Source organism: Bartonella sp. SL317, assembly GCF_059687655.1.
On record NZ_CM185144.1, the window covers coordinates 43,335 to 65,283 of the forward strand.

Here is a 21,949-nt window from a genome sequence, read left to right on the forward strand (position 1 = left end):
AAAACATTTTGCATCAAATTTATCTCACAAAAAATACAAAAAAGAATATTCTATGTATCTTTATCATGAGGTAAACTATTAAAGTTTTTAAAAATGATGTAACTATTTTTAGAAAATCAATATTTATGAAAATTATTATCAATATAGATCAATATGTTATATCAAAAGTCCATACTATAGATTCCTTTTATATATAACATAGCACCTATCTTACACTAAAAGTCTCCCTTTTTTTCCTACGAATTTCAAAGGATAAGATGACGAATACAGACAGTTTTATTATCCTTCTGCCACTTGTCTCCAAACAAAAGTTTTCAATTATTTTATTTAAAAATTGCTCTTCCCCTAGTAATTTCTATCGTATCATCTGCCTTTATTGCAAAACGATCTTTATTAGGAAAAGTGATAAAACATCCCTTCATACAAATTGTTAATATTTGATGCGTATTTAAAGAAAACTTTGAAGGTATACTTCCCTCAACAACAATGATAGAATGTATTTTAAAATCAGTATTCTTCACTGTTGCAGCAAAAGCCGTTACGGTAGAAATATTTAACAAAGCAAGAGTAATCAAAGCATAAATATATCTCAACATTCTAAGATTCCTTCCTCAGAAAAACGCTTATATAAGACAAATCGAAGAGCATTAGTTACATGAGAAGGTGAAGTAATATTCGGCACATAAATAGCCAAATTAAATGAAAAACTCTTCCCATCAAATGCCGTAAAGCTCACCTGCGGAATAGGATTTTTTAAAACACCTTCTGTCGAAGTAGCTATCTCTAATAAAATTTCAACAACATGCTCTGGAGCAACTTTAGAGGATACCGTAACAGGAATATCAATTCGTCCTACTTTATTGCGTCGTGTCCAATTACTAACGTTATTATTAATAAGACTTGAATTGGGAATAATAATGGTTTTACGCTGAATTGTCTCAAGTTCTGTTGCACGCACACTAATACGCTTAACAACACCACCAACCGCTCCAGATTCTATATAGTCTCCTATTTTAAATGGTCTTCCAACTAAAATAATAAGTCCAGAGACAAAATTTTGCACAATGTTCTGTAAACCAAAACCGATACCAAGTGAAAGTCCTCCAGCAATAAGAGCAAAATTTCTAAGATCCAAACCTGCCATTGATAATCCTATCAAAACAGACACAGCAAGGCCCCCATAACTGATCACTGTTTTAATAGAATTACGGATACCAGAATCAAATTCTCCATGGGCCAACACCACATAATCTAACCAACCAATAAAGCGGCGAATAAGAAACCAGCAGACACTAAAAGAGACAATTCCTGTTAAAAGAGAAATCAAAGAAAAAGTCATATTTCCGATCTGAAAACCGGTCACTGATTGCCACAAAACTGCTTTCAAATCAGAATAAGAAAATCCAAATTGTACAGCAATTGGCATTGCACAAAATACAACAACAAACAAATTGAGAAAAATGCTCACAACAATTCCCAACTGATTCATCGTTTTTTCTTCTAAGTGAAACCTCTGCATTAAAAGACAACCAATCGTTGTTTTCATAAATTGGCCTTTAGTTCCAATTTCTTGAGCGCTTTTTATGCCTAAATACATGAGAACTAAAAATGCTCCACCAATCATAATTTGCTGCATAATAAAACGCGCGAGACCAACATAGCCTAAAAAATTCAATACAAAGAGCAATAATCCCAAGCCAATAAAAGGAATGCGTATATAAAATGGCCAAAAATATGCTTTTCTTTTCTCTCCTTGAAAAGATTGACGTCTAAACCGCAAAGGCAAAAATGCTATTGTAAACAGTAAGATCGCAACAAAGAAAACAGCAATAAAACTTTTAGCAATTGTCAAAGATAGAGGCGCTGAAATAATTTGATAAATACTATCAAAAATAGCATCAAATGCCAAAACAACCCCTAAAGAAGTCAGCAAAATCACTAATTGATAAGCAGATGATGGTGCAATATTGAAAAGACGTAAAGAGGGCGTATTCAATGATAAAAGAATAACCGATAACCGATTGATTAAAAAAACTAAAATAATTTGACAACCGATCATATCAAAAACTGGTGTGAGCTTACCTGGATCTAAGTTAAACTGACGAAATAAAAACAACACAAGATAAACGCAAAGAATGCAGACAAGCGAAGGGAGGAGAACTGAAATAAAGGCGATCAGTAAGCGTTGTAAATAAGATATTCCTTCGTTAGACTTGGTAAAATGGCAGTATACATGAACAAGAATCTTACGAGAAAAATATGAAAGTCCCAAAGTGATAAAAAGTGGAATCAAAAAGGAAAGAAATAACTGCAACAACTTGAAATAAAATATAAAATTCCACCAAGAGCTCAACAACAAAAGAAAATCTAATGAAGCCTCTTTTGTTTTCTGCACAAGATGTTTAACCATCGGGATCGAAAACTCAAGCCTATCGGTAAGGGTGCGTTTAAAAAGCTCACGAGATTGAGAAATAGAAAGTTCAGCTATTCTATTTGTTGCCAAGAAAACTGCCTCAAACCGAAGCATGATACGATTAATTTTAGCTTTTTGCTCTATTAAGTAAGAATATTCTTTCACTGAATTCTTCAGTTTTTTGACGTCATGATGGATCTCCGTTAATTGATCAAGAAGTGCATTAATTTCATTAAGAGGAAAACGCAAAACAAATGCCGCATCAATCACCCGTTCACGGATATCTTGGGCACGTAACCGCAATTCTTCTAAAGCACGTTCGTCCTCTAATTTTTTATCAAAGTCTCTTTTTAAAGTTTCAGTGTTTTCTTCAAGAGTCTTAATAGTCAACTGTTGTTGCTGAATAATTTCATCAACCGAATAAGAATCTATTGTTTGTTCGACAATTGTATGTTGTGCTTCCCCATTTCCCCAAGCACCAGAATTAGAAACAAAAATGATCCCCAAAAAAAGAAAAAGTATAGGGGCGTTTTTTATACAGAATGAATACATATCTACCTTATATGTACAAAAAGGATTTTATAGCCTTTTTTTAAATATGTATAAAGCAAATATTTTCAACTTTTATAGAATAATCTCATAAAAGCTTTCCCTTAACCTATAATACTGGTAATAAGATAAAAGAAAAGGATAATTGTAAGCTAAACTCCATTAAGATTAAAGAAGGCACTCTCACATGTTTTTTTTGCACCTCTCTTGCAAAAAAGAAAATCTTCTCCCTTTTACAACGTGGATTTTTCTATCCAGTTTGGGTGTATTCTTGACGAGTAACTTAGGAACGCGTACTTCTTTAATCAAACAATCACATAACAGTAATATCATTAAAACGAATAGATTTGTTTCACAAAACAAGTGTGATCAGTTGAATGTTCCTATAACTGAAGCTAAAAAACGTGTAACACTCCACGCAGAACCTATTTCTATGAGGAACTTTCAAAAAACTCTTACATTGGATCGCTTTTCAACAGAAATTCCTGTTAGTTATGCAATACTTCGTGATCTTCAAACACAATATTTCTCTAATAAACGTGCTCCTCCCCATTGCTCTCCCTAATCCTCTTCCTTGAATTATAAAACAATTATCTTATTTTATTTGTGCTTTTAACTTTGGATCACTGTTAGATTGCCTATTAGCGGAATATATCATGCGTACACCTGGTTGGTTAACTACTCTTTATTGCTTTATTCTTTTAAGTAGCATTTATATTGCCTTACCCAATTTATTTTCATACGAGCAAGTTAAAAATTCTAAATTCTTACCCAATACTCGTGTCGCCCTTGGTCTTGATCTTCAAGGAGGCTCTTCTCTCTTGCTCGAGGTTGATAGCAAAACGTTAAAACGCGATCAATTACACATTGTTTTAAGCAATGTGCGCAATACATTGCGTGAAAAACAAATCCGTACCTCAAGTGTGCGTATCATCGAAGATAGCGTTGTTGCCCTTATTTCTGATTCATCACAAACTGAAAAAGCACTCTCTGCTTTAAAAACATTAATAACCCCCATCCATAGTAGCTTTGGGACGACAGAGCATAATATCGCGATCAGCGCTGAAAATGAAATGCTCCGTGTCACATTAACAGAAGCGGGAATAAAAGATCGTATAAGCAACGCTATTGAACAAAGCTTAGAAATCATCCGTCGTCGTATTGATCAAGTGGGGGTTTCAGAACCCGCAATCCAAAAAGTTGGAAATGATCGTATTATGGTCCAATTACCAGGCTTACAAGATCCAAAACAACTGCGAGATCTTTTAGGCACGACCGCTAAAATGAGTTTTCATCTTGTTCCCTCTAATGTGGACCTCAATAATCCTCCTATAGGTGTTTCTATTCTTCCTGGATATACGGATGAAACACAACATTTTGCGATTTATGATCAAATCGCTTTAGATGGAAATGTTCTAAAAGACGCCCGCGCAGGTTTTGATCCGCAAATGCCTGGACGTTCTATTATTTCATTCACGCTAGATTCTGCTGGTGCAAAAATATTTGCCGATATAACACGACAAAATATTAACCGCCCTTTTGCCATTGTTCTTGATCATAAGGTTTTAACCGCTCCTATTATCAATAGTGTCATTCCCAACGGCCAAGGTCAAATTACAGGAAATTTTGACCCTAAAGAAGCCTCAACTCTCGCTGCACTGCTCCGTGCTGGCTCTCTCCCCGCCCCACTCACAGTCATTGAAGAGAGGACCGTAGGTCCAAATCTTGGTGCTGATGCTATTCAAATGGGACTTTACACCGGCATAATCGGCTTTATTCTTGTTGCAGTTTTTATTTTTCTTCTCTACCGGGTTTGGGGGCTAATTGCCAATATAGCGCTAGCGCTCCATACGATTTTAACATTTGCAGCCCTCAGTCTCCTCGGAGCAACACTGACCCTACCTGGTATTGCCGGTATTATCTTAGGCATCGGTATTGCCGTTGATGCGAATATTCTCATCAATGAACGTATCCGTGAAGAAAGTCGAAAAGGTATGAGTGCTTTTGCAGCTCTAGATCGTGGTTTTAAACAGGCTTTTGCAACCATTGTTGATGCCAATGTTACAGCAATTATAGCGACTGTTTTACTTTTTTGGTTTGGTACCGGTCCCGTTCGTGGTTTTGCCGTAACCATGTTGCTTGGTATTATCATTTCCATGTTCACCAATATCACCATTGTACGCATCATCATGATTTGGATTGTTCGTAAATGGAAAATTAAAAAATTGCATATTCACTCTGCTTTCAACATTCTTCCCGAAAATACAACTTTCCACTTTATGAAAGCACGCTTTTTGGGTATTGGCATCTCAATTGTTTTATCAATGGCTTCAGTTTTTCTCTTCTTTAAACCTGGCTTGAATTTCGGCATTGATTTCATTGGCGGGAGCCAAATGAGTATTACCACGAAAGCACCAGCAGATCTAGCAACTCTGCGTTCCAAGCTTTCTACCCTTAATATTGGTGAAATTACGCTGCAAAATATTGATAATGAAAATACCGTACTCATTCGCATGCAGAAACAAAATGGTGGCGAAACACAACAAACTATCGCCATTGATAAGGTCAAAACAGCTGTACAAAAGATCTATCCTGATACCACATTTGACCAAATAGAAGTTGTTGGCCCTAAAATTTCAGGCGAGCTTGCCACAGCAGCTTTTACGGCTGTTATTCTTGCAGCTATTGCCATGACACTCTATATATGGTTACGCTTTGAATGGTTCTTTGCCATTGGCGCCATTGTCACACTCATTCTAGACACCACAAAAATGATTGGTTTTTTTGCTTTATTTCAATTTGATTTTAATTTAACAGCCATCGCGGCACTCTTAACAATTGTTGGGTATTCTATAAATGATAAGGTTGTTGTCTATGATAGAATGCGCGAAAATATACGTCTTTATAAAAAAATGTCGTTGCAAGAGCTCATTGATCTGTCCATTAATCAGGTTCTTGTCCGTTGTTTTTTTACATCGGCCACAACAATTCTTGCTATGCTTCCTATGGCAATATGGGGTGGAAGTGCCGTTCATAATTTTGCAGTGCCCATGGTCTTTGGGATTGTTGTTGCAACATCATCTTCTATCTTTATTGCTGCTCCTATTTTACTTTTGCTAGGAAACTGGTGGCGTGAACGAAATAATCGTGTAAATACTAAAGAAAAATGAAAATGTCCTTTAATGCGTATGATACATCATTCCTTCCTTTTCAAAAAAACAAGAGGCATTTTTATTCATTCGCTTTTTGATCAAGAATAGTCAATAACCTATGCTCCATGACACCCCCCTTATCACAACTATTGTTGCCGGTTTATGTTTAGCATTTCTCTTGGGAATGATTGCTAGCCGTTTGCGAATTTCCCCTCTCGTCGGCTACTTATTAGCCGGTGTTATTGTGGGGCCCAATACAGGCGGATTTAAAATAGATTCCGTTATTATCAGTCAACTTGCTGAAATTGGTATTATTTTGCTCATGTTTGGTGTTGGGCTACACTTTTCCTTGAAAGATCTTTTATCTGTCAAAGCGATTGCTGTCCCCGCAGCTCTTGCACAAATGGCATTTTCTACTTTTCTAGGCTTGTGCCTTGGTCTGATTATGGGGTGGGACTTCAGCGGTAGTTTGATCTTCGGTCTTGCTTTATCCATAGCAAGTACTGTTATCCTGCTACGTGCTTTGCAAGAGCGTCATCTTATTGAAACAGAAAAAGGCCGCATTGCCGTTGGATGGTTGATTATTGAAGATTTAGCAATGGTCCTTATACTTGTCCTCATCCCATCCTTAGCAAGCATCCTCAAAAATACAAATAAAGAGGCCTTGGACCCTCTCGTTCAATGGTTAGATTTAAGCATTTGGGGTATTTTGGGTCTCACCATTCTGAAAGTGATTATATTTATCGCACTGATGCTCATCATTGGGCGACGCGTTATTCCATGGCTTTTAAAAATGAGCGCACAATCAGGATCACGTGAGTTATTCCGTCTTAGTGTCTTTGCTATTACCCTAGGTGTGGCTTTCGGAGCAGCTCATTTATTTGGAGTGTCTCTTTCCCTTGGTGCTTTTTTTGCCGGTATGGTTATGAGCGAATCAGAATTAAGCCACCATGCTGCTGAAGAATCCTTACCACTGCGCGATGCTTTTTCTGTTCTCTTTTTTGTTTCTGTAGGCATGTTATTTGATCCAGAAAAACTCTTGACTCATTTTTTCCCTCTCTTAGCTACCTTATTCATTATCGTCATTGGAAAATCTGCTGTTGCCTTTTTCATCATTAAAGCTTTTCGCTATTCTAATGCAACAGCTTTGACGATTTCGGCAAGCCTCGCTCAAATCGGAGAATTTTCCTTTATTCTTGCTGGCTTAAGTTTAAGCTTAGGGCTTTTAAACAATGACGCTCACGATTTAATTCTTGGAGGAGCAATTTTTTCTATTTTGCTCAATCCTCTTGTTTTTATTGCCTGTAATAAAATTAAAAAACATCTAGAAAAACTTTCTGTTTCTTCACAAAATGCCCAAACAATTATTGATATTGATCCACAAGATCCTGACCAAGATTCTTTACCAGTGACCTTAAAAAACAACCATATCGTCATTATTGGCTATGGTCGTATTGGTCAGTATGTTGCATTATCTTTAATAAATAGTGATAAACCTATAGTGATTGTGGAAGAATCAAAACGCCTTGCTGATAAAGCCATTTTAGATGGTTTTGAAGCTATTTGCGGCAATATCATTCAACAAGAAATAATGAACGCAGCAAATATCAGTCATGCAGAGAAAGTTGTTATTACAATGCGAAGTACCATTGAAGTAGGAGAATGTATCGTAAATATACGTGATATGAAGAATGACATCCAGATAATCACACATGCATTATCCGATACAGAAACAGCTTATCTCATTGATTTAGGTGCTGATGTTGTAGTAACGGATGATGAAGAAATTGCCAATGGCATTATAGAGCATATAATGGAACAAAGATCTAAAGATCTGTAGAGAATATGCACATTATGAAATGTTTATAAAAAACAAATGGATAAAAAAGCGTGAAAATAAAGCAATTTATATGGCCCTTAATTGGTATCTTAGCAATGTTGATATCTATTCGGATTCTTTATATAAAGCTCTCTGCCATTTCGTTTGGGGATGTATTGGAACGTTTGGGCGATTTAAATGCACAGCACTGGTTATTAGCCTGTTTATGTTCTCTGCTTGCTTATGCTGCTCTTGCTGGATATGATCGCATTGCCTTACAACATCTGGGCCATAAAATTTCTTGGATTTTTATTGCTATATGTTCATTTACAACTTACGCTCTTTCACACAATATTGGTGCTTCAGTTTTTTCTGGAGCCGTCGTGCGTTATCGTGCCTATAAAATGAAGGGATTAAATGGAACAGAAATCGCAATATTAGTAGGTTTTTGCTCTTTTACCTTTGTAATCGGCACAATCTTGTTGTTGGGGATCGTTTTAATTCTGCAACCTGAAATTATCTCTCTCATTCATGAAGAGCTTCCTCAATGGCTTGGAACGACAGTTGGGGTGATTTTACTCAGTTTCATAGCACTTTATACATTTGGGAGCTGGCTTCAATTGAAACCCTTACGCTTGGGCAAGAAAATTCAGCTTTCCTATCCACGGTTAAAAATTGTTATTCAGCAGCTCCTCGTTAGCCCCTTAGAGCTTTTAGGGGCCGCAGGAATTATATATGCTGTCCTCCCACACAATACAGATATTCATTTTATTTCTGTTCTTGGAGTTTTCCTAGCATCTTTTACGATAACACTTCTCTCTAACGCTCCAGCAGGTGGCGTAGGTGTTCTTGAAGCTCTCTTCATAACGGGCATGCCCAATACAAATCCAACCGATGTTATCGCAGCACTTATTGTCTTTAGAATACTTTATTTGATCATACCCCTCATCATTTCATTATTTGTGGTTGCCATTTTTGAAACGCAACAATATTTGAAGAGAGTCAAAATACCACCTGAATAAATGAGATCCTATCAATAATTTTTTTCATATATAAATAGTCATCATGTAGAAGTTTAGTTGCATATATGAATTAATACAATCACTATTTGTATTTATCTTTTTTATATTGGGCCTTTAAGCGCCTTTTTTATAAGAATCCTACTCTATAAAAAACATAAAAATATACTTTTCTTAAAAAAACTCCCATAAACTTGAAAATATCTCTCCGTAAAGAAAAACAATTTCTTCTATAAGCTTCAATGAACCGTTAAGCCTATAAAATATTAGAGATAATTTTTAATGCTGTAATCGAATTCAATATTAGATAAAGTATATAATTGTTGTAGAAAAAAATATAAATTAAAAAAATTAAATACACTTTTAATAAAAGAAAATAATAAACGAATTTCTTCTAAACGATCATAAAAAATATGTAGTAATAGTGTATATACATATACGTCATACTTTTATTTATCATGTTTTAAACAAAGTCATGCCTCTCACAAAGAACAAAAAATACCATCGTGCAACCGATTACATATCTTTTTTTTAATATCGCTCATCCTTAATTTTCGGGGGTATATTAACCCCATTGACCAAATCAACAGCCCGCCGCAAATCTCCCTCAACCTGTTGCAAAGCAATCGCCACCCACCGCTGCGCAACCGGCTCCATCTTTGCTAACTTTAACAACTGCGCTTGATTATCCGCCAAGGTGGTCCCCCGCAAAACAGACCGCAACTCCGGCTGTAAATGCTGGGCAATACGGTTGAGGAGTTTCACCGACTCTTTCGATAAACCAATCCTATCAGCAATATGTGTAGCAAAGTGTAAACTTTGCATTTTGCCATTTAAATCACCATCATTTGGCAAAGGGACAACTTGTCTCTTTGCCACTTTATCTCCTTCACATTCGGTTTCATTGTCATTTGAATCAGCTTTCTCATTAGACCGTGTCCAAATGTTTTTGACACTGGATGAGGGTATTTGATATGCTTTTGCGAGCTTCGCCAAGGTCATATTCCGGCGGCGTAGCTCAGCCAAAATACTATGGCGATCCCATGTTTGTGTGATAGCCATAAACTTTCGCTCCTGCTTAAAACGGATACTCCAACAATCCATCTTTTGTGGGGTTCATTGTGTAATAACTGCCCTCTATAGCGGGCGGTAATAATAGTCAAAATCATTTTTCTGGTTTATCAACCTGAAAAATGTTCTTAATGGGTATTTTTTTGGTACGTTTAGAAACAAAACCTAAAACACCACTGGCAAAGCGGTTGCGTGAAATAAGACGAATACTCGGAAACGAAGAACGCGGTGCTTTTGCAAAATCTCTTAATTTGGCCAAAAATACGCTTGCAAACTATGAGCTTGGTATAAATGAGCCACCAGCATCTATCGCAATTGCCTATCACAAAATTTATGGCGTAGACTTTCATTGGCTTCTCACTGGTGAAGGTGAAATGTTTAGTGATATGGACAAAACAAAAGAAGCAGGCTTTAAACCACAAACGATCCCTTCTGGCTTGATGAAAAACTTGGTCGCATAGCTTATACAACCTATCGCGATGAAAATATAAAACTCCCCCCTGAAGATATAGCGGAACTCGCGGCCGAACTTTATAAAAAACTGCAAGAGCTGGTTCAAAACATCAACGACACGGAAGAAGTTGAGCTGACCTTGCCTCTTCTAAAATTGCACTTAAAGCGTCAAATTGAAGCTGAAAGAGCACATCTAGAAACTACACAAGATACGGCGTAATGCCTCTCTAAAATCAATGGGGGAATCTCTTTTTAAAATCCTATAACTTAAAACATACCTCAATATAAATAAGGAGCATTTTTGGCACGTCCTAACAAAGAACCACAAACAGAAATAGCAAAACGATTATGTGAAATACGCCTTGTCCTTGGTTTCAAGGAGCGCAAGCAACTTGCTAAACATTTTGATATTCCTGAAACGACTATGCGCAATTATGAAACGGGTTTACACGACCCCCCTGCATCTATACTGCGAATATATAAAAACCGTTGTGGAATATCTACAGATTGGCTTCTCACTGGAGAAGGCGAAATGTTTACAGACATGGCAAAAGCGAAAGCAGCAGGCTTTAAACCACAAACAATCCCTGCTGGCTTGATGAAAAAACTTGGTCGCATAGCTTATACAATCTATCGCGATGAAAACATAAAACTCCCCCCTGAAGATATAGCGGAACTCGCGGCGGAACTTTATAAAAAACTGCAAGAGCTGGTTCAAGACATCAACGACACGGAAGAAGTCGAAGCAAGTTTCCCTCTTCTTAAGATTCATTTAAAGCGTCAAATTGAAAATGAAAAGCTCACTTAAAAGCGCCACAAAATTCCATCTAAAACATCATTTAAAATGAAAAATGAAAGTGGAAATCTTTTTACATGAAGTAATTTCTATAACTTATTGATAAATAATATTTTTTATACATTTCTTGAGATTTCCATGCATATATGGAAATCTTTTTTGCTTTTTTGGTCATTTTCGGTTTATTTTGCAATGCGCTTCACATTTTATTGGATTTTTTCAAAGGATCTTCAAAGGCAGTTTTCTGGGCTTTCACAGACTTTTTAAAAATTTTCAAAGACCTTTCAAAGCTCTCTCTCATTTTTACGCTCAAATTCCGATTTTCGCTCTTTTTTAGCATTTCTTGCAATTTTAGGTATCAAAATTGATTTTGACAAAACACGCATTTAATGCTAAATTTTATACATAAAAACAATAAATTATCACATATTCCTAACTAACCCTACTTAGTACAAAACCTAGTGTAAAACTACAATAGTCTAAAACAAAATGGTGGGTGATGAGGGGATCGAACCCACGACCCGCTGATTAAGAGTCAGCTGCTCTACCGACTGAGCTAATCACCCATAGGCTTCTCAAAAGATAAGAATAAGCGTTTCTATAACGCCCCTAAGGATAGATGTCTAGATATTTTATTGTTTTTATATAGCCTCATTGTCTGTAAGATTAAAAATATGATGTTCACCACTTGATCTTATATAAAAATAAACCCATTATAATAGGTTCTATAAATAAATGTTCTGATTGTTACAGGAATCTATGATTGGAGGATTATCGAGCATAATGCCCGAGCAAAGTTCAGAGGAGCCTTCTTGTCATTATAAGCAAGGTGAGGCGTCGTTTTGTTTTATCAATAATCATATACATTTAAGTAATATTTTGTCGTTTTGGCATTGAATGTAAGTTTTTTACACTCAGTGTTTATGATCCAGTATACGAATAAGAGCTCATGAATTTTTTTTATCGATCGCGCGCTTTTAAGCTTTTAAAAGGTGAGAAATGATGGAATGGATCACTAATCTCCATGCGTGGTTTGGTTTAATCACGTTGGTTTTTCTCGAAATCGTTTTAGGAATAGATAACCTTATCTTTATTGCAATTTTAGCTGAAAAATTGCCGCTGCATTTGCGTAACCGTGCACGCTTGATAGGTCTTACTTTAGCGTTAATTATGCGGCTTTTCCTTCTCACAGTTATTGGATGGGTTATGAGACTCGATACAATAATTCTTTCACTTTCATCTTTTGTATTTAGTTGGCATAGTTTTATTTTAATCGGTGGTGGAGCTTTTTTGCTAGCAAAGGGAACGTTAGAATTACATGAAAGGTTAGAAGGAGTATCCCATGAAAGAAAAACTGATATTTCTTATGTTGTTTTTTGGCAAGTAATTGTTCAAGTCGTTGTGCTGGATGCCGTTTTTTCACTCGATAGTATTATTACCGCAACAGGTATGATTGCAAAAGAGCAGGCCGCTGTTATGTATATCGCTGTCATTATTGCTATGGGAGTCATGATGTGTGGTTCTGGCGCTCTTATGCGTTTTATTAATCGTCATCCCACGATCGTAATTCTTTGTCTTGGATTTTTGATGATGATTGGTTTTTCACTCATTGTTGAAGGGTTTGGTTTTCATATTCCAAAAGGATATTTATACGCTGCCATTGGTTTTTCTGTTCTCATCGAAGCTTTTAATCAAATTGGACGTCGTAATCGTGAAAAGATGATAACAACGAATAATCTACGTAGTAGAACAGCTGATGCTGTTTTGAGGCTCTTAGGAGGGGGAAGTAAAGATAGTCATCTTGCTGAAACTGTAGATGTCATTGCTGAACAAGCTGCAGCTTCTGAGTTGTTTAGACCAGAAGAAAAAGAGATGATTCGTGGTGTTCTCGATTTAGCTGATCGTCCTGTTCGCTCTATCATGTCGCCGCGAAATGAAATTGAGTGGTTAGATTTAAATGCTGACGAAAATGAAATGCGTGAAGAATTACAAAAGGTTAAACATAGCCGCTTAATTCTTGCGCGTGAAAAAGTGGATGAGTTTGTTGGCGTTGCATTGACAAAAGATCTTCTTTTAAATTTGGCTGAAGGTAAAAAAATTAATTGGAAAAAAGCTATGCGAGAGCCTCTCGTTGTTCATGAAAATACAAGTGTTTTACGATTGATGGAGCAATTACGTCATTCTTCGATTCAGCTTGCAATTATTGTTGATGAACATGGATCTTTTGAAGGAATTGCGACACCAACCGATATTCTTGAAGCGATTGCAGGAGATTTTCCTGATGATGATGAAGAACTCATGATTGCAGAACAACTTGAAAATGGTAGCCTCCTTGTAGAGGGATATGCTGATATCCGCCGTTTAAGTGGTTATCTTGGACGAAATCTTGTTGATGAAGCAGACCGTTATACGACTCTGGCAGGCTTTATGCTTTGGCAGTTTGGTCATTTACCGAATGAGGGAGAAAGTTTTGAAACGGATGGTTTACGCTTTAAAGTGATTGAAATGGAACGCCGAAATATCTCTAAAATCCTTATTTCTCCACTTGTGCTACCAGAAAAAAGCTAATTCTTTTAACACATGAGATGCGTAAAGAAATTTTATCATAAAAAGAATAAGAAGTTTATAACTTAATCACATTTCATTATCTTTATATTTTTTAAAGCATGCAATAATGAATATATAAAAGTTAAATTATCAACCAACTTTCAGTACAAAAAAGTTTTTATTGATGATTAGAAAATAGCTTAAAATTATTTAATAAAGGATCATTACTTAAAAAAATGGTGATTATAGACAAAATATTAATTTATAATAACTATTTATGACTGTTTATTAAGATATGACCTTCACATTAAGACGTTTGTTTGCAAACATGAGATTACCGTCCTTAATAATGCTCAGATTTCCATCACTGTTGACTCACACTAACTGGTGACTTTTGAACAAAACACTATCTTTTATGAATTTTAAAAGATACTATTTTTTATCTTTTTTTCTGATACATTTAGCGCCTTTGTCCCTCCAAGAATGAGACTTCACCCCACTGTAAAGCTCTTATTCAGAACTGTTTTTCTTCCAGATGGCTCATGTTTTTGATACTTTTTCAATCAAGGCGTAGCTCAATTGCTTTGATTTTGCTACTTCCTTGGCTAAAGCGATAGCGCGTTCAAGATGAAGCGGTTGGATGTTTTCATCAAAGCCTAAATGATCTCCTAAGGCAAAGCTTTGCTGATAAGACTGCAAAGTCTCAACATCGCCTAACAAAGCAAGAGCACCGATATGAAGTAAAGCATAATCCGTATTGTTTGCCTTATCCGTTGCATCCTTTTCCCAAGAAGCGATACCATAATCACAGCGAAGTCTTTTAGAAAGGTCAATTGCGCTTACTGCCCATTCTAGCGCATCATCAAGCGCTTGTGTTAAACGATCTGATGTGATTTCTGGTTCAAAGATTTCCAATCCTTTAGCTTCAAAATTAAGCTGTATATCTGGAATATTTTCCGTGTGAGTAGGATCAATAAATTTGCAAGCTGCGGAAAGAATGCTGGTGCTAATCAAAAAGGCGCTATCAAATTGCGGGCTATCTTTAGCAATTTCATCGTTGTAAAGAATGTCTACTTCACGATCAGCCAATTGATAGCTTGCCATATGGTCATTCTCATCGATTTTCTCGGTTGACGAGCCTAGGCTTTTTAAAAGGGCTGTGGCACTTTCCATGGTCAATGGAGCATCTCTATCATCCGTTTCATCTATCTCCTCTGTCGCCTCAACAGCAGACTTTTTGGACGCAACAGACGATGTTTGTGGATCCAAGCTCAAACAATTGGAGCGTTTTTGGGAAAACCTGCTCGATAACGCAGAGCAAGAGTAAGAACATTGTCAATATCATATTTTGTGAAACAATCTGCAAAGCCTAGATGATTTTTTCTTTGAAAACTCTCCTTATAAAATTTGAGTTTTTTGACATTTCCTATCAAAATAAGTGCAATAAGGTGACATACTGCAATGCACACTTCACTGTTCGGTGACAAAACCGCATAATCATAAATGATTTGATTGACATTTTGCTGCTCAGCCCATTCAAGAATATCCGTACAAATCTCCTTAACTTTGCCTCCATCCAATTCAGTACTAGAAACTGTATAAACTTCTTCTGCTTCTTTGAGAGCTGTATATTGAGGCATATTATAGAAAATCTCTCTATGAGCAGTGGAAAAACCAAGTGTTGAAAGGGAAGCCTTAAATGCAACTATCGGTTCTTCTCCATCACGTTGAAGGCTGTACATTATATTAATGATACGGTCTTTACTGATAAAATAAGCATTGCGATTGTAGTTTTTATCACGATAAACTGTCCAACCTATTTCTTTTAATTGCTCTGCAACTTTATTGAAAGTAATCAAAGCTTGTGGAGCAAGATGTGCTTCTGCTGCTTCTCGCTCATGAAGGATTTTTAAATGTTTTTCAGCAAATTCAACGGCATGGTTAACATATTTTTCTACTTCATCATCATCCAAATATTCAGAAACCGTACCTGCTTCTAGAAAGCTTTGATAAGATTTCAGGACATCAATTCGACCTGTCAACGCTAAACAAGCCAAATGCCAAACTATACGTATATTGTAGTTATATTTTTGAACAAGTGTTTTGCTTTCGATCGATGCTTGTAAATCTTGGGCGCGTGCCCATTGTATTATCCGCTCAGAGATTTTTGTCAACTCTTGCTCATTCAACGTCTCTACACAAATATCAATTCCTTTATCAACCCCACGAAAATTCTCCCCTCCAATCGTGTTAAAAGGCTGATAAATATTTGTAGCTGATATGTGCTTAGATTTTCCACTATGGTGAATATAATGGCAAGCTACAGAAATCTCTTCGTTGGAGGTCACAGCTTCAAGATGGACATTGTACTGATCATGGAGGCGTATAAAGCCAAAATCAAACTGGATAAAGCGGTCTGGCAAAGAGAGCCACATTTTTCCAAGATCTGTGGCAAACCACCCTTGGTTTTTAAGGATATTACTTGCCGTAGTAATACTCATCAGCTTTGCTTTAGGCTTTTTACGAATAAGAATATCATCTAACTCACCGTTTTTATAAGCCTGAGCAAAAAAGATAACGCGCTCAACCTGTGTCATCTTTTCATAATCAGAAAACTCTGGTGCATATAGTTGAAGTGTAGGTTTGTAATTCCTTAAAGCTTCAATATCACCAAGTAAAGCTTTTGCAACAAGAGAATGATCAGCAGATTCTGCACATAATTTTTGTTCAATATCTTGTGCTTGCGCCCAAACTAACACGTTGTTTAAAGCTACCTTAACGTGGTTCTCAAAAAATTCTAGCGCTGTAACACCAAAATTCTCTTCTGAAGAAATCAGCATATTTTCATATTGATATTGAGATTTTTTACCGTTAGCGTATTCCCATCCAAGACAATAGGCAGCAGTGGTAAGACTGACAGAAACCCACAATCTTCCACTATCTCGTCCATAATCTATGACACCATAGTAAATACGCACGATACGATCAGGGAGATGATAATAAGCAAACATATCACCCATTTCATCGCAGTGAATCTCCCAACCCAGCCTTTTTAAAATCTCTGTTGCATCTTTGGTTTGCATCATTGTTCACTTATTAACTAATTGTGCAACATCAGCTAAGGTATAGGTTTTCATAGATGATCCCCCTAAAAAAATAATGGTAGTTTAACATTGGAATTCGGAAGTAAAACCACTATATAAAGTAATTTACTTCAAGTTATCTGTAATCCTTTTACAGAGAAATTCATAAAAATTACTTGCATAATAATGTGACTCTCCAGATGGAATTCTGACATAAAGTGGGCATTCACCATCCTGAAACTGAGAATAATCAAAGTAAAAGGTTTCACCAAAATCTGTTCTACTCACAACAAGCTGTTCTAATGTCGCAAAGCCATGTTTCCTATGATATAAGTTTTTATCCACAATATCGCCAGCAGGATGATCCTCAAAACTTGCGTTATAAATGCTAAAAATTTCCTCATAACCAATTTCTCCTCCTCCATAATTTTTTAAAAAACTTTTATAGGACGATGTGAATTGTAAACCGAGAGTTCTCTCAGCTTTTTCAATCAATATATCATCAGGAGCATCCTCTGCAGTGCCAAAATTGATAATATCATCACCATATTTATTTACTTTATCAATTAATTGTGCAACATCAGCTAAAGTATAAGTTTTCATGAATCTTCCCCTGCGTGACCCCTTATTCTTTTGCATAAAAAATCACAAAAATTACCTATGTAATAATGAGACTCTCTAGAAAGATTAGAGATTTCTCCATCCGCCATGTCATCTCCTCCATAAATTTTTCCAAAAACGCTTGTAAAAAGGGATTGGTTGTGGAGTAGGAGTTGTCTCAGTTTTTTTCAATTGGTTGATCACCATAAGGTATCTCAGCTCCCACGTGTACTATAATCCTTTTGCAAAGGAATTCATAAAAATTACTCGCGTAATATTCGCAATCTTCAGATGTAAACTTGAGGTAAAGTGGACATTCTCCATCCTGAAACTGTGTATAATCAAAATAAAAGGTTTCACTAAAATCAGCATCACAAACGACAAGTTGTTCTGGTGTCGTAAAACCACGTTTTCTATCATTTAAATTTTGGAAAACAATATCGTTAACAGAAACACCTATAGGATGTTCATAAAGACTATAGATTTCTTCACCAGCAATGTCCCCGCCTTTATAATGTTTAAAAAAACTCTTGTAAGACGATGTAAATTTCAAACCAAGAGCTTTCTCTGCTTTTTCAATCACGAGATCATCAACAACATCATCTTCAGTACGAAAATTGATAATATCATCATCATATTTATTTACTTTATCAATTAATTGTGCAACATCAGCTAAAGTATAAGTTTTCATGAATCTTCCCCTGCGTGATCCCTTATTCTTTTGCATAAAAAATCACAAAAATTACCTATGTAATAATGAGACTCTCTAGAAAGATTAGAGATTTCTCCATCCGCCATGTCATCTCCTCCATAAATTTTTCCAAAAGCGCTTGTAAAAAGGGATAGGTTGTAGAGTGGGAGGGTTCTCAGTCTTTTCAATCGGTTGATCACCATCAAGTATCTCATCTCCTACGTGTACTATAATCCTTTTGCAAAGGAATTCATAAAAATTACTCGCGTAATATTCACAATCACCCAATGCAAGCCTGACATAAAGTGGGCATTCTCCATCCCGAAACTGTGTATAATCAAAATAAAAGGTTTCATCAAAATCAGCCTCACAAACGATAAGCTGTTCTGGTGTCGCAAAACCATGTTTTCTATTGAGTAAGTTTCGATAAACAATATCACCAGCAGGAATACCTTCTCCACCATCTCCATAAATGCTAAAAATTTCTTCACCACCAATTTCTCCTCCTCCATATTTCTTTAAAAAAACTTTGTAAGACGATGTAAATTTTAAACCCAGAGCTTTCTCCGCCCTTTCAATCTGTAGATCATCCGTTTCATTCTCTTCATCATCTTCACTACCAAAAGTGATAATATCATCATATTTATCAACTAATACTATAACATCATTTAAGGTATAGGTTTTCATAGATGATCCCCCCTAAAAAAATAATGGTGGTTTAACATTTGAATTCAGAAGTAAAACCACCATACAAAGAAATTTACTTCAAGTTATCTGTAATCCTTTTACAAAGAAATTCATAAAAGTTACCTGCGTAATACTGGGGATCGCTAGGTGGAAATCTAAGATAGAGCGGACACTCACCATCCTGAAACTGAGAGTAATCAAAATAAAATGTCTCACCAAAATCTGTTCTACTCACAACAAGCTGCTGTGGTTTTGCTAAACCATTTTCTATATCCGTTATATGATAGTAAACAATATCATCACTACGAGCAATTTCAAAATTTGTATTATAAACACTTAATATTTCCTCACCACAGATCTCTGCTCTTCCATAGTTTTTTAAAAAACTTTTATAAGAAGATGTAAACTGCAAACCGAGAGTTTTTTCTGCTTTTTCAATCAATACATCATCAACTGCTTCATCTGTAGTGCCAAAATCAACACTATCAATATATTTATCAATTAGTCCTGCAACATCATCCAAGGTATAGATTTTCATAAATCTTCACCTACATGATCCTTAATTCTTTTGCAAAGGAATTCATAAAAATTACTCGCGTAATATTCGCAATCTTCAGATGGAAGCCTGACATAAAGTGGGCATTCTCCGTCCCGAAACTGCGTATAATCAAAATAAAAAGTTTCACCAAAATCAGCATCACAAACGACAAGCTTTTCTGTTGTCGTAAGACCACGTTTTCTATCATTTAAGTTTTGGAAAACAATATCACCACCAGGAATATCTTCTCCACATTCCTTATAAAGACTATAGATTTCTTCACCACCAATTTCTCCTCCTACATATTTTTTTAAAAAAACTTTATAAGATGATGTGAATTTCAAACCAAGAGCTTTCTCCGCCTTTTCAATCTGTAGATTATCAGCTGCATTTTCTTCAGTACGAAAATTGATAATATCATCATATTTATCAACTAATACTGCAACATCATCTAATGTATAGGTTTTCATCAATTATTCTCCATCAATTATTTTATAAATTTCTTTTTTCTCTGCTCAATTAACCGTAGAGCATTACTGTTGATGCTCCTGTCCCCATCTGTCAAAATCTAGACCTATAATACCCCATCTCATATCGATTATTCCTCCTAAATGACTGTTTTTTTGTTCTCTATAGCCTTTAGCACGTTCCTTCCAATATTCCTCTCTCCATTTTTTAAACTTGTCCCTCTCTATAAGTGATTGATGTTTTTTAGGATTATTATGAATCACGGAAGTATATTGGTTATGAAATTCATGGCTCATTTCTGCTAAGGGACCATCAGGGGTTTGATTTAGGTGATGCAACTCAATAGACTTACCATCATGTCCTATAGGGGCTCTTCCTGCTTCCATTCTTTCAACATTGGTACCCCACACTTCTTTTTTGTTTTCAGTCCATTTAACCCTTTTGTTAGGATCAAACAAATCGTCTCTCCGATAGACTTTATTTGTCTGACCAAATTTGCTATCAGTAAATTTAGTGGGTCTTCCTTTTAACCAATACTGTTTTTCTTTAACAGCGAGTTTGGTTTGTTCTTTCTTCGCTGCAAGTTTTTCAAGATCTCCTTGAACTGCAAGTTCTGCAAGATTTTTCTTAGAAGCGAATTAAGAGATCGTAAATAATACCACTACTAGGAATATCTGCTGTATATCCCTTATAAACGTTACATATTTTCTCCCCCCCATGTCACCTCCCCCATAATTTTTTCCAAAAGCGCTTGTAAAAAGGGATTGGTTGTGGAGCGGGAGGGTTCTCAGTCTTTTCAATCGGTTGATCACCATCAGGTATCTCAGCTCCTACGCTTTCTTTAATTCTTTTACAAAGGAATTCATAAAAATTACTCGCGTAATATTCGCAATCTTCAGATGGAAGCATGACATAGATTGGACATTCACCATCCCGAAACTGTGTATAATCAAAATAAAAGGTTTCACCAAAATCCGTTCTGCTTACAAAAAGCTGTTCTGGTGTCACAAAGCCTTTTTTTCTATTGAGTAAGTTTCGGTAAACAATATCACCAGCAGGAATACCTTCCCCACCATCTCCATAAATGCTAAAAATTTCATCACCACCAATTTCTCCTCCTCCATATTTCTTTAAAAAAACTTTGTAAGACGATGTGAACTTTAAACCAAGAGCTTTCTCCGCCCTTTCAATCTGTAGATCATCTGTTTCATTCTCTTCATCATCTTCACTACTCAAATTGATAATATCATCATCATATTTATTCACTTTATCAATTAATTGTTCAACATCAGCTAAGGTATAGGTTTTCATGAATCTTCCCCTGCGTGCCCCCCCCCTTATTCTTTTGCATAAAAAATCACAAAAATTACTTATGTAATACTGAAGCTCTCGAAAAAGACGAGTGATTTCTCCATCCCCTCGTGTCATCTCTTCCATATTTTTTTCCAAAAGCGCTTGTAAAAAGGGATAGGTTGCGGAATGGGAGTGGTCTCAGTCTTTTCAATCGGTTGATCACCATCAAGTATCTCATCTCCCGCGTGTACTATAATCCTTTTGCAAAGGAATTCATAAAAATTATTCGCGTAATATTCACAATCACCCAATGCAAGCCTGACATAAAGTGGGCATTCTCCATCTCGAAACTGTGTATAATCAAAATAAAAGGTTTCATCAAAATCAGCCTCACAAACGATAAGCTGTTCTGATGTTACAAAACCATCTTTTCTATCGAGTAAGTTCCGGTACACAATATCACCAGCAGGAATACCTTCTCCACCATCTCCATAAATGCTAAAAATTTCTTCACCACCAATTTCTCCTCCTTTATAATTTTTCAAAAAACTCTTGTAAGAGGATGTGAATTGTAAACCAAGAGTTTTCTCCGCCTTTTCAATTATGAAATCATCAACTGCATTTTTTGCAGTACCAAAATTGATAATATCATCATCGTATTTATTCACTTTATCAATTAATATTGCAACATCATCCAAGGTATAGGTTTTCATCAATTATTCTCCATCAATTACTTTATAAGTCTCTGTTTTTTCTCTTTTCATCAACCG

At 36.0% G+C, this 21,949-nt stretch carries 14 protein-coding genes, 1 tRNA gene and 5 pseudogenes; 7 read left to right on the forward strand and 13 right to left on the reverse strand.

Annotated features, from left to right (window positions below; all coding sequences use genetic code 11):
• Positions 1 to 323: 323 nt before the first annotated feature.
• Both AC6ER9_RS00250 and AC6ER9_RS00255 read right to left on the reverse strand, forming a co-directional pair.
• Positions 324 to 596, reverse strand: a complete 273-nt coding sequence (locus AC6ER9_RS00250) for a hypothetical protein (protein WP_497074496.1) — start codon at positions 594 to 596, stop codon at positions 324 to 326.
• Positions 590 to 2,965, reverse strand: a complete 2,376-nt coding sequence (locus tag AC6ER9_RS00255; RefSeq protein ID WP_497074497.1) for a mechanosensitive ion channel domain-containing protein — start codon at positions 2,963 to 2,965, stop codon at positions 590 to 592. The genes AC6ER9_RS00250 and AC6ER9_RS00255 overlap by 7 nt, the downstream gene beginning before the upstream one ends.
• 184 nt (positions 2,966 to 3,149) lie before the next feature.
• Here AC6ER9_RS00255 and AC6ER9_RS00260 point away from each other — a divergent pair, with 184 nt between their 5' ends.
• The 4 genes from AC6ER9_RS00260 (at position 3,150) to AC6ER9_RS00275 (ending at position 8,955) form a co-directional block, all read left to right on the forward strand.
• Positions 3,150 to 3,527, forward strand: a complete 378-nt coding sequence (locus AC6ER9_RS00260) for a hypothetical protein (RefSeq protein ID WP_497074498.1) — start codon at positions 3,150 to 3,152, stop codon at positions 3,525 to 3,527.
• A gap of 91 nt (positions 3,528 to 3,618) precedes the next feature.
• Entirely contained in the window at positions 3,619 to 6,132 is a 2,514-nt protein-coding gene (gene secD, locus AC6ER9_RS00265; RefSeq protein WP_497074499.1) for a protein translocase subunit SecD, read from the forward strand.
• A 100-nt stretch (positions 6,133 to 6,232) separates the two neighbouring features.
• Positions 6,233 to 7,954: a cation:proton antiporter domain-containing protein gene (locus AC6ER9_RS00270; protein WP_497074500.1), complete on the forward strand. Its 1,722-nt coding sequence runs from the start codon at positions 6,233 to 6,235 to the stop codon at positions 7,952 to 7,954.
• Between the two features lie 50 nt (positions 7,955 to 8,004).
• Complete coding sequence (locus AC6ER9_RS00275) at positions 8,005 to 8,955, forward strand: lysylphosphatidylglycerol synthase transmembrane domain-containing protein (RefSeq protein ID WP_497074501.1); 951 nt, start codon at positions 8,005 to 8,007, stop codon at positions 8,953 to 8,955.
• A 912-nt stretch (positions 8,956 to 9,867) separates the two neighbouring features.
• Here AC6ER9_RS00275 and AC6ER9_RS00280 read toward each other — a convergent pair.
• Positions 9,868 to 10,014, reverse strand: a pseudogene (locus tag AC6ER9_RS00280) (helix-turn-helix domain-containing protein); the annotation flags it as partial.
• Positions 10,015 to 10,145: 131 nt separating this feature from the next.
• Between AC6ER9_RS00280 and AC6ER9_RS00285 the strand changes: the two are divergent.
• Both AC6ER9_RS00285 and AC6ER9_RS00290 read left to right on the forward strand, forming a co-directional pair.
• Positions 10,146 to 10,696: pseudogene (locus AC6ER9_RS00285) on the forward strand (helix-turn-helix domain-containing protein).
• 81 nt (positions 10,697 to 10,777) lie between these two features.
• Positions 10,778 to 11,307: pseudogene (locus AC6ER9_RS00290) on the forward strand (helix-turn-helix domain-containing protein).
• 455 nt (positions 11,308 to 11,762) lie between these two features.
• Here the strand turns inward: AC6ER9_RS00290 and AC6ER9_RS00295 are convergent.
• Positions 11,763 to 11,838: transfer RNA gene (locus AC6ER9_RS00295), tRNA-Lys, on the reverse strand.
• Positions 11,839 to 12,271: 433 nt separating this feature from the next.
• Between AC6ER9_RS00295 and AC6ER9_RS00300 the strand changes: the two genes are divergently transcribed.
• Positions 12,272 to 13,840 (forward strand): TerC family protein, encoded by a 1,569-nt coding sequence (locus AC6ER9_RS00300; RefSeq protein ID WP_497074502.1) that lies wholly within the window; start codon positions 12,272 to 12,274, stop codon positions 13,838 to 13,840.
• 519 nt (positions 13,841 to 14,359) lie between these two features.
• Here the strand turns inward: AC6ER9_RS00300 and AC6ER9_RS00305 are convergent.
• From AC6ER9_RS00305 to AC6ER9_RS00345, 9 genes and pseudogenes are all read right to left on the reverse strand, one after another.
• A pseudogene (locus AC6ER9_RS00305) lies at positions 14,360 to 16,902 on the reverse strand (DUF6990 domain-containing protein).
• Between the two features lie 126 nt (positions 16,903 to 17,028).
• Entirely contained in the window at positions 17,029 to 17,505 is a 477-nt protein-coding gene (locus AC6ER9_RS00310) for an SMI1/KNR4 family protein (RefSeq protein WP_497074503.1), read from the reverse strand.
• Positions 17,506 to 17,680: 175 nt separating this feature from the next.
• Positions 17,681 to 18,193: an SMI1/KNR4 family protein gene (locus AC6ER9_RS00315; protein WP_497074504.1), complete on the reverse strand. Its 513-nt coding sequence runs from the start codon at positions 18,191 to 18,193 to the stop codon at positions 17,681 to 17,683.
• 108 nt (positions 18,194 to 18,301) lie between these two features.
• Positions 18,302 to 18,880 (reverse strand): SMI1/KNR4 family protein, encoded by a 579-nt coding sequence (locus tag AC6ER9_RS00320; RefSeq protein ID WP_497074505.1) that lies wholly within the window; start codon positions 18,878 to 18,880, stop codon positions 18,302 to 18,304.
• Between the two features lie 73 nt (positions 18,881 to 18,953).
• Positions 18,954 to 19,418 carry an SMI1/KNR4 family protein gene (locus AC6ER9_RS00325; protein ID WP_497074506.1) on the reverse strand — a complete coding sequence of 155 codons (465 nt, stop codon included), beginning with the start codon at positions 19,416 to 19,418 and terminating at the stop codon, positions 18,954 to 18,956.
• Positions 19,418 to 19,888, reverse strand: a pseudogene (locus AC6ER9_RS00330) (SMI1/KNR4 family protein); the annotation flags it as partial. The gene AC6ER9_RS00325 and the pseudogene AC6ER9_RS00330, both read right to left, overlap by 1 nt.
• 63 nt (positions 19,889 to 19,951) lie before the next feature.
• Positions 19,952 to 20,344 (reverse strand): HNH/ENDO VII family nuclease, encoded by a 393-nt coding sequence (locus tag AC6ER9_RS00335; protein ID WP_497074507.1) that lies wholly within the window; start codon positions 20,342 to 20,344, stop codon positions 19,952 to 19,954.
• Between the two features lie 262 nt (positions 20,345 to 20,606).
• Positions 20,607 to 21,197, reverse strand: coding sequence for an SMI1/KNR4 family protein (locus tag AC6ER9_RS00340; RefSeq protein WP_497074508.1), 591 nt, complete (start codon positions 21,195 to 21,197; stop codon positions 20,607 to 20,609).
• 113 nt (positions 21,198 to 21,310) lie between these two features.
• The gene (locus AC6ER9_RS00345) at positions 21,311 to 21,892 is read right to left on the reverse strand and encodes an SMI1/KNR4 family protein (RefSeq protein WP_497074509.1); all 582 of its coding nucleotides are present in this window, start codon (positions 21,890 to 21,892) and stop codon (positions 21,311 to 21,313) included.
• Positions 21,893 to 21,949 lie beyond the last annotated feature (57 nt).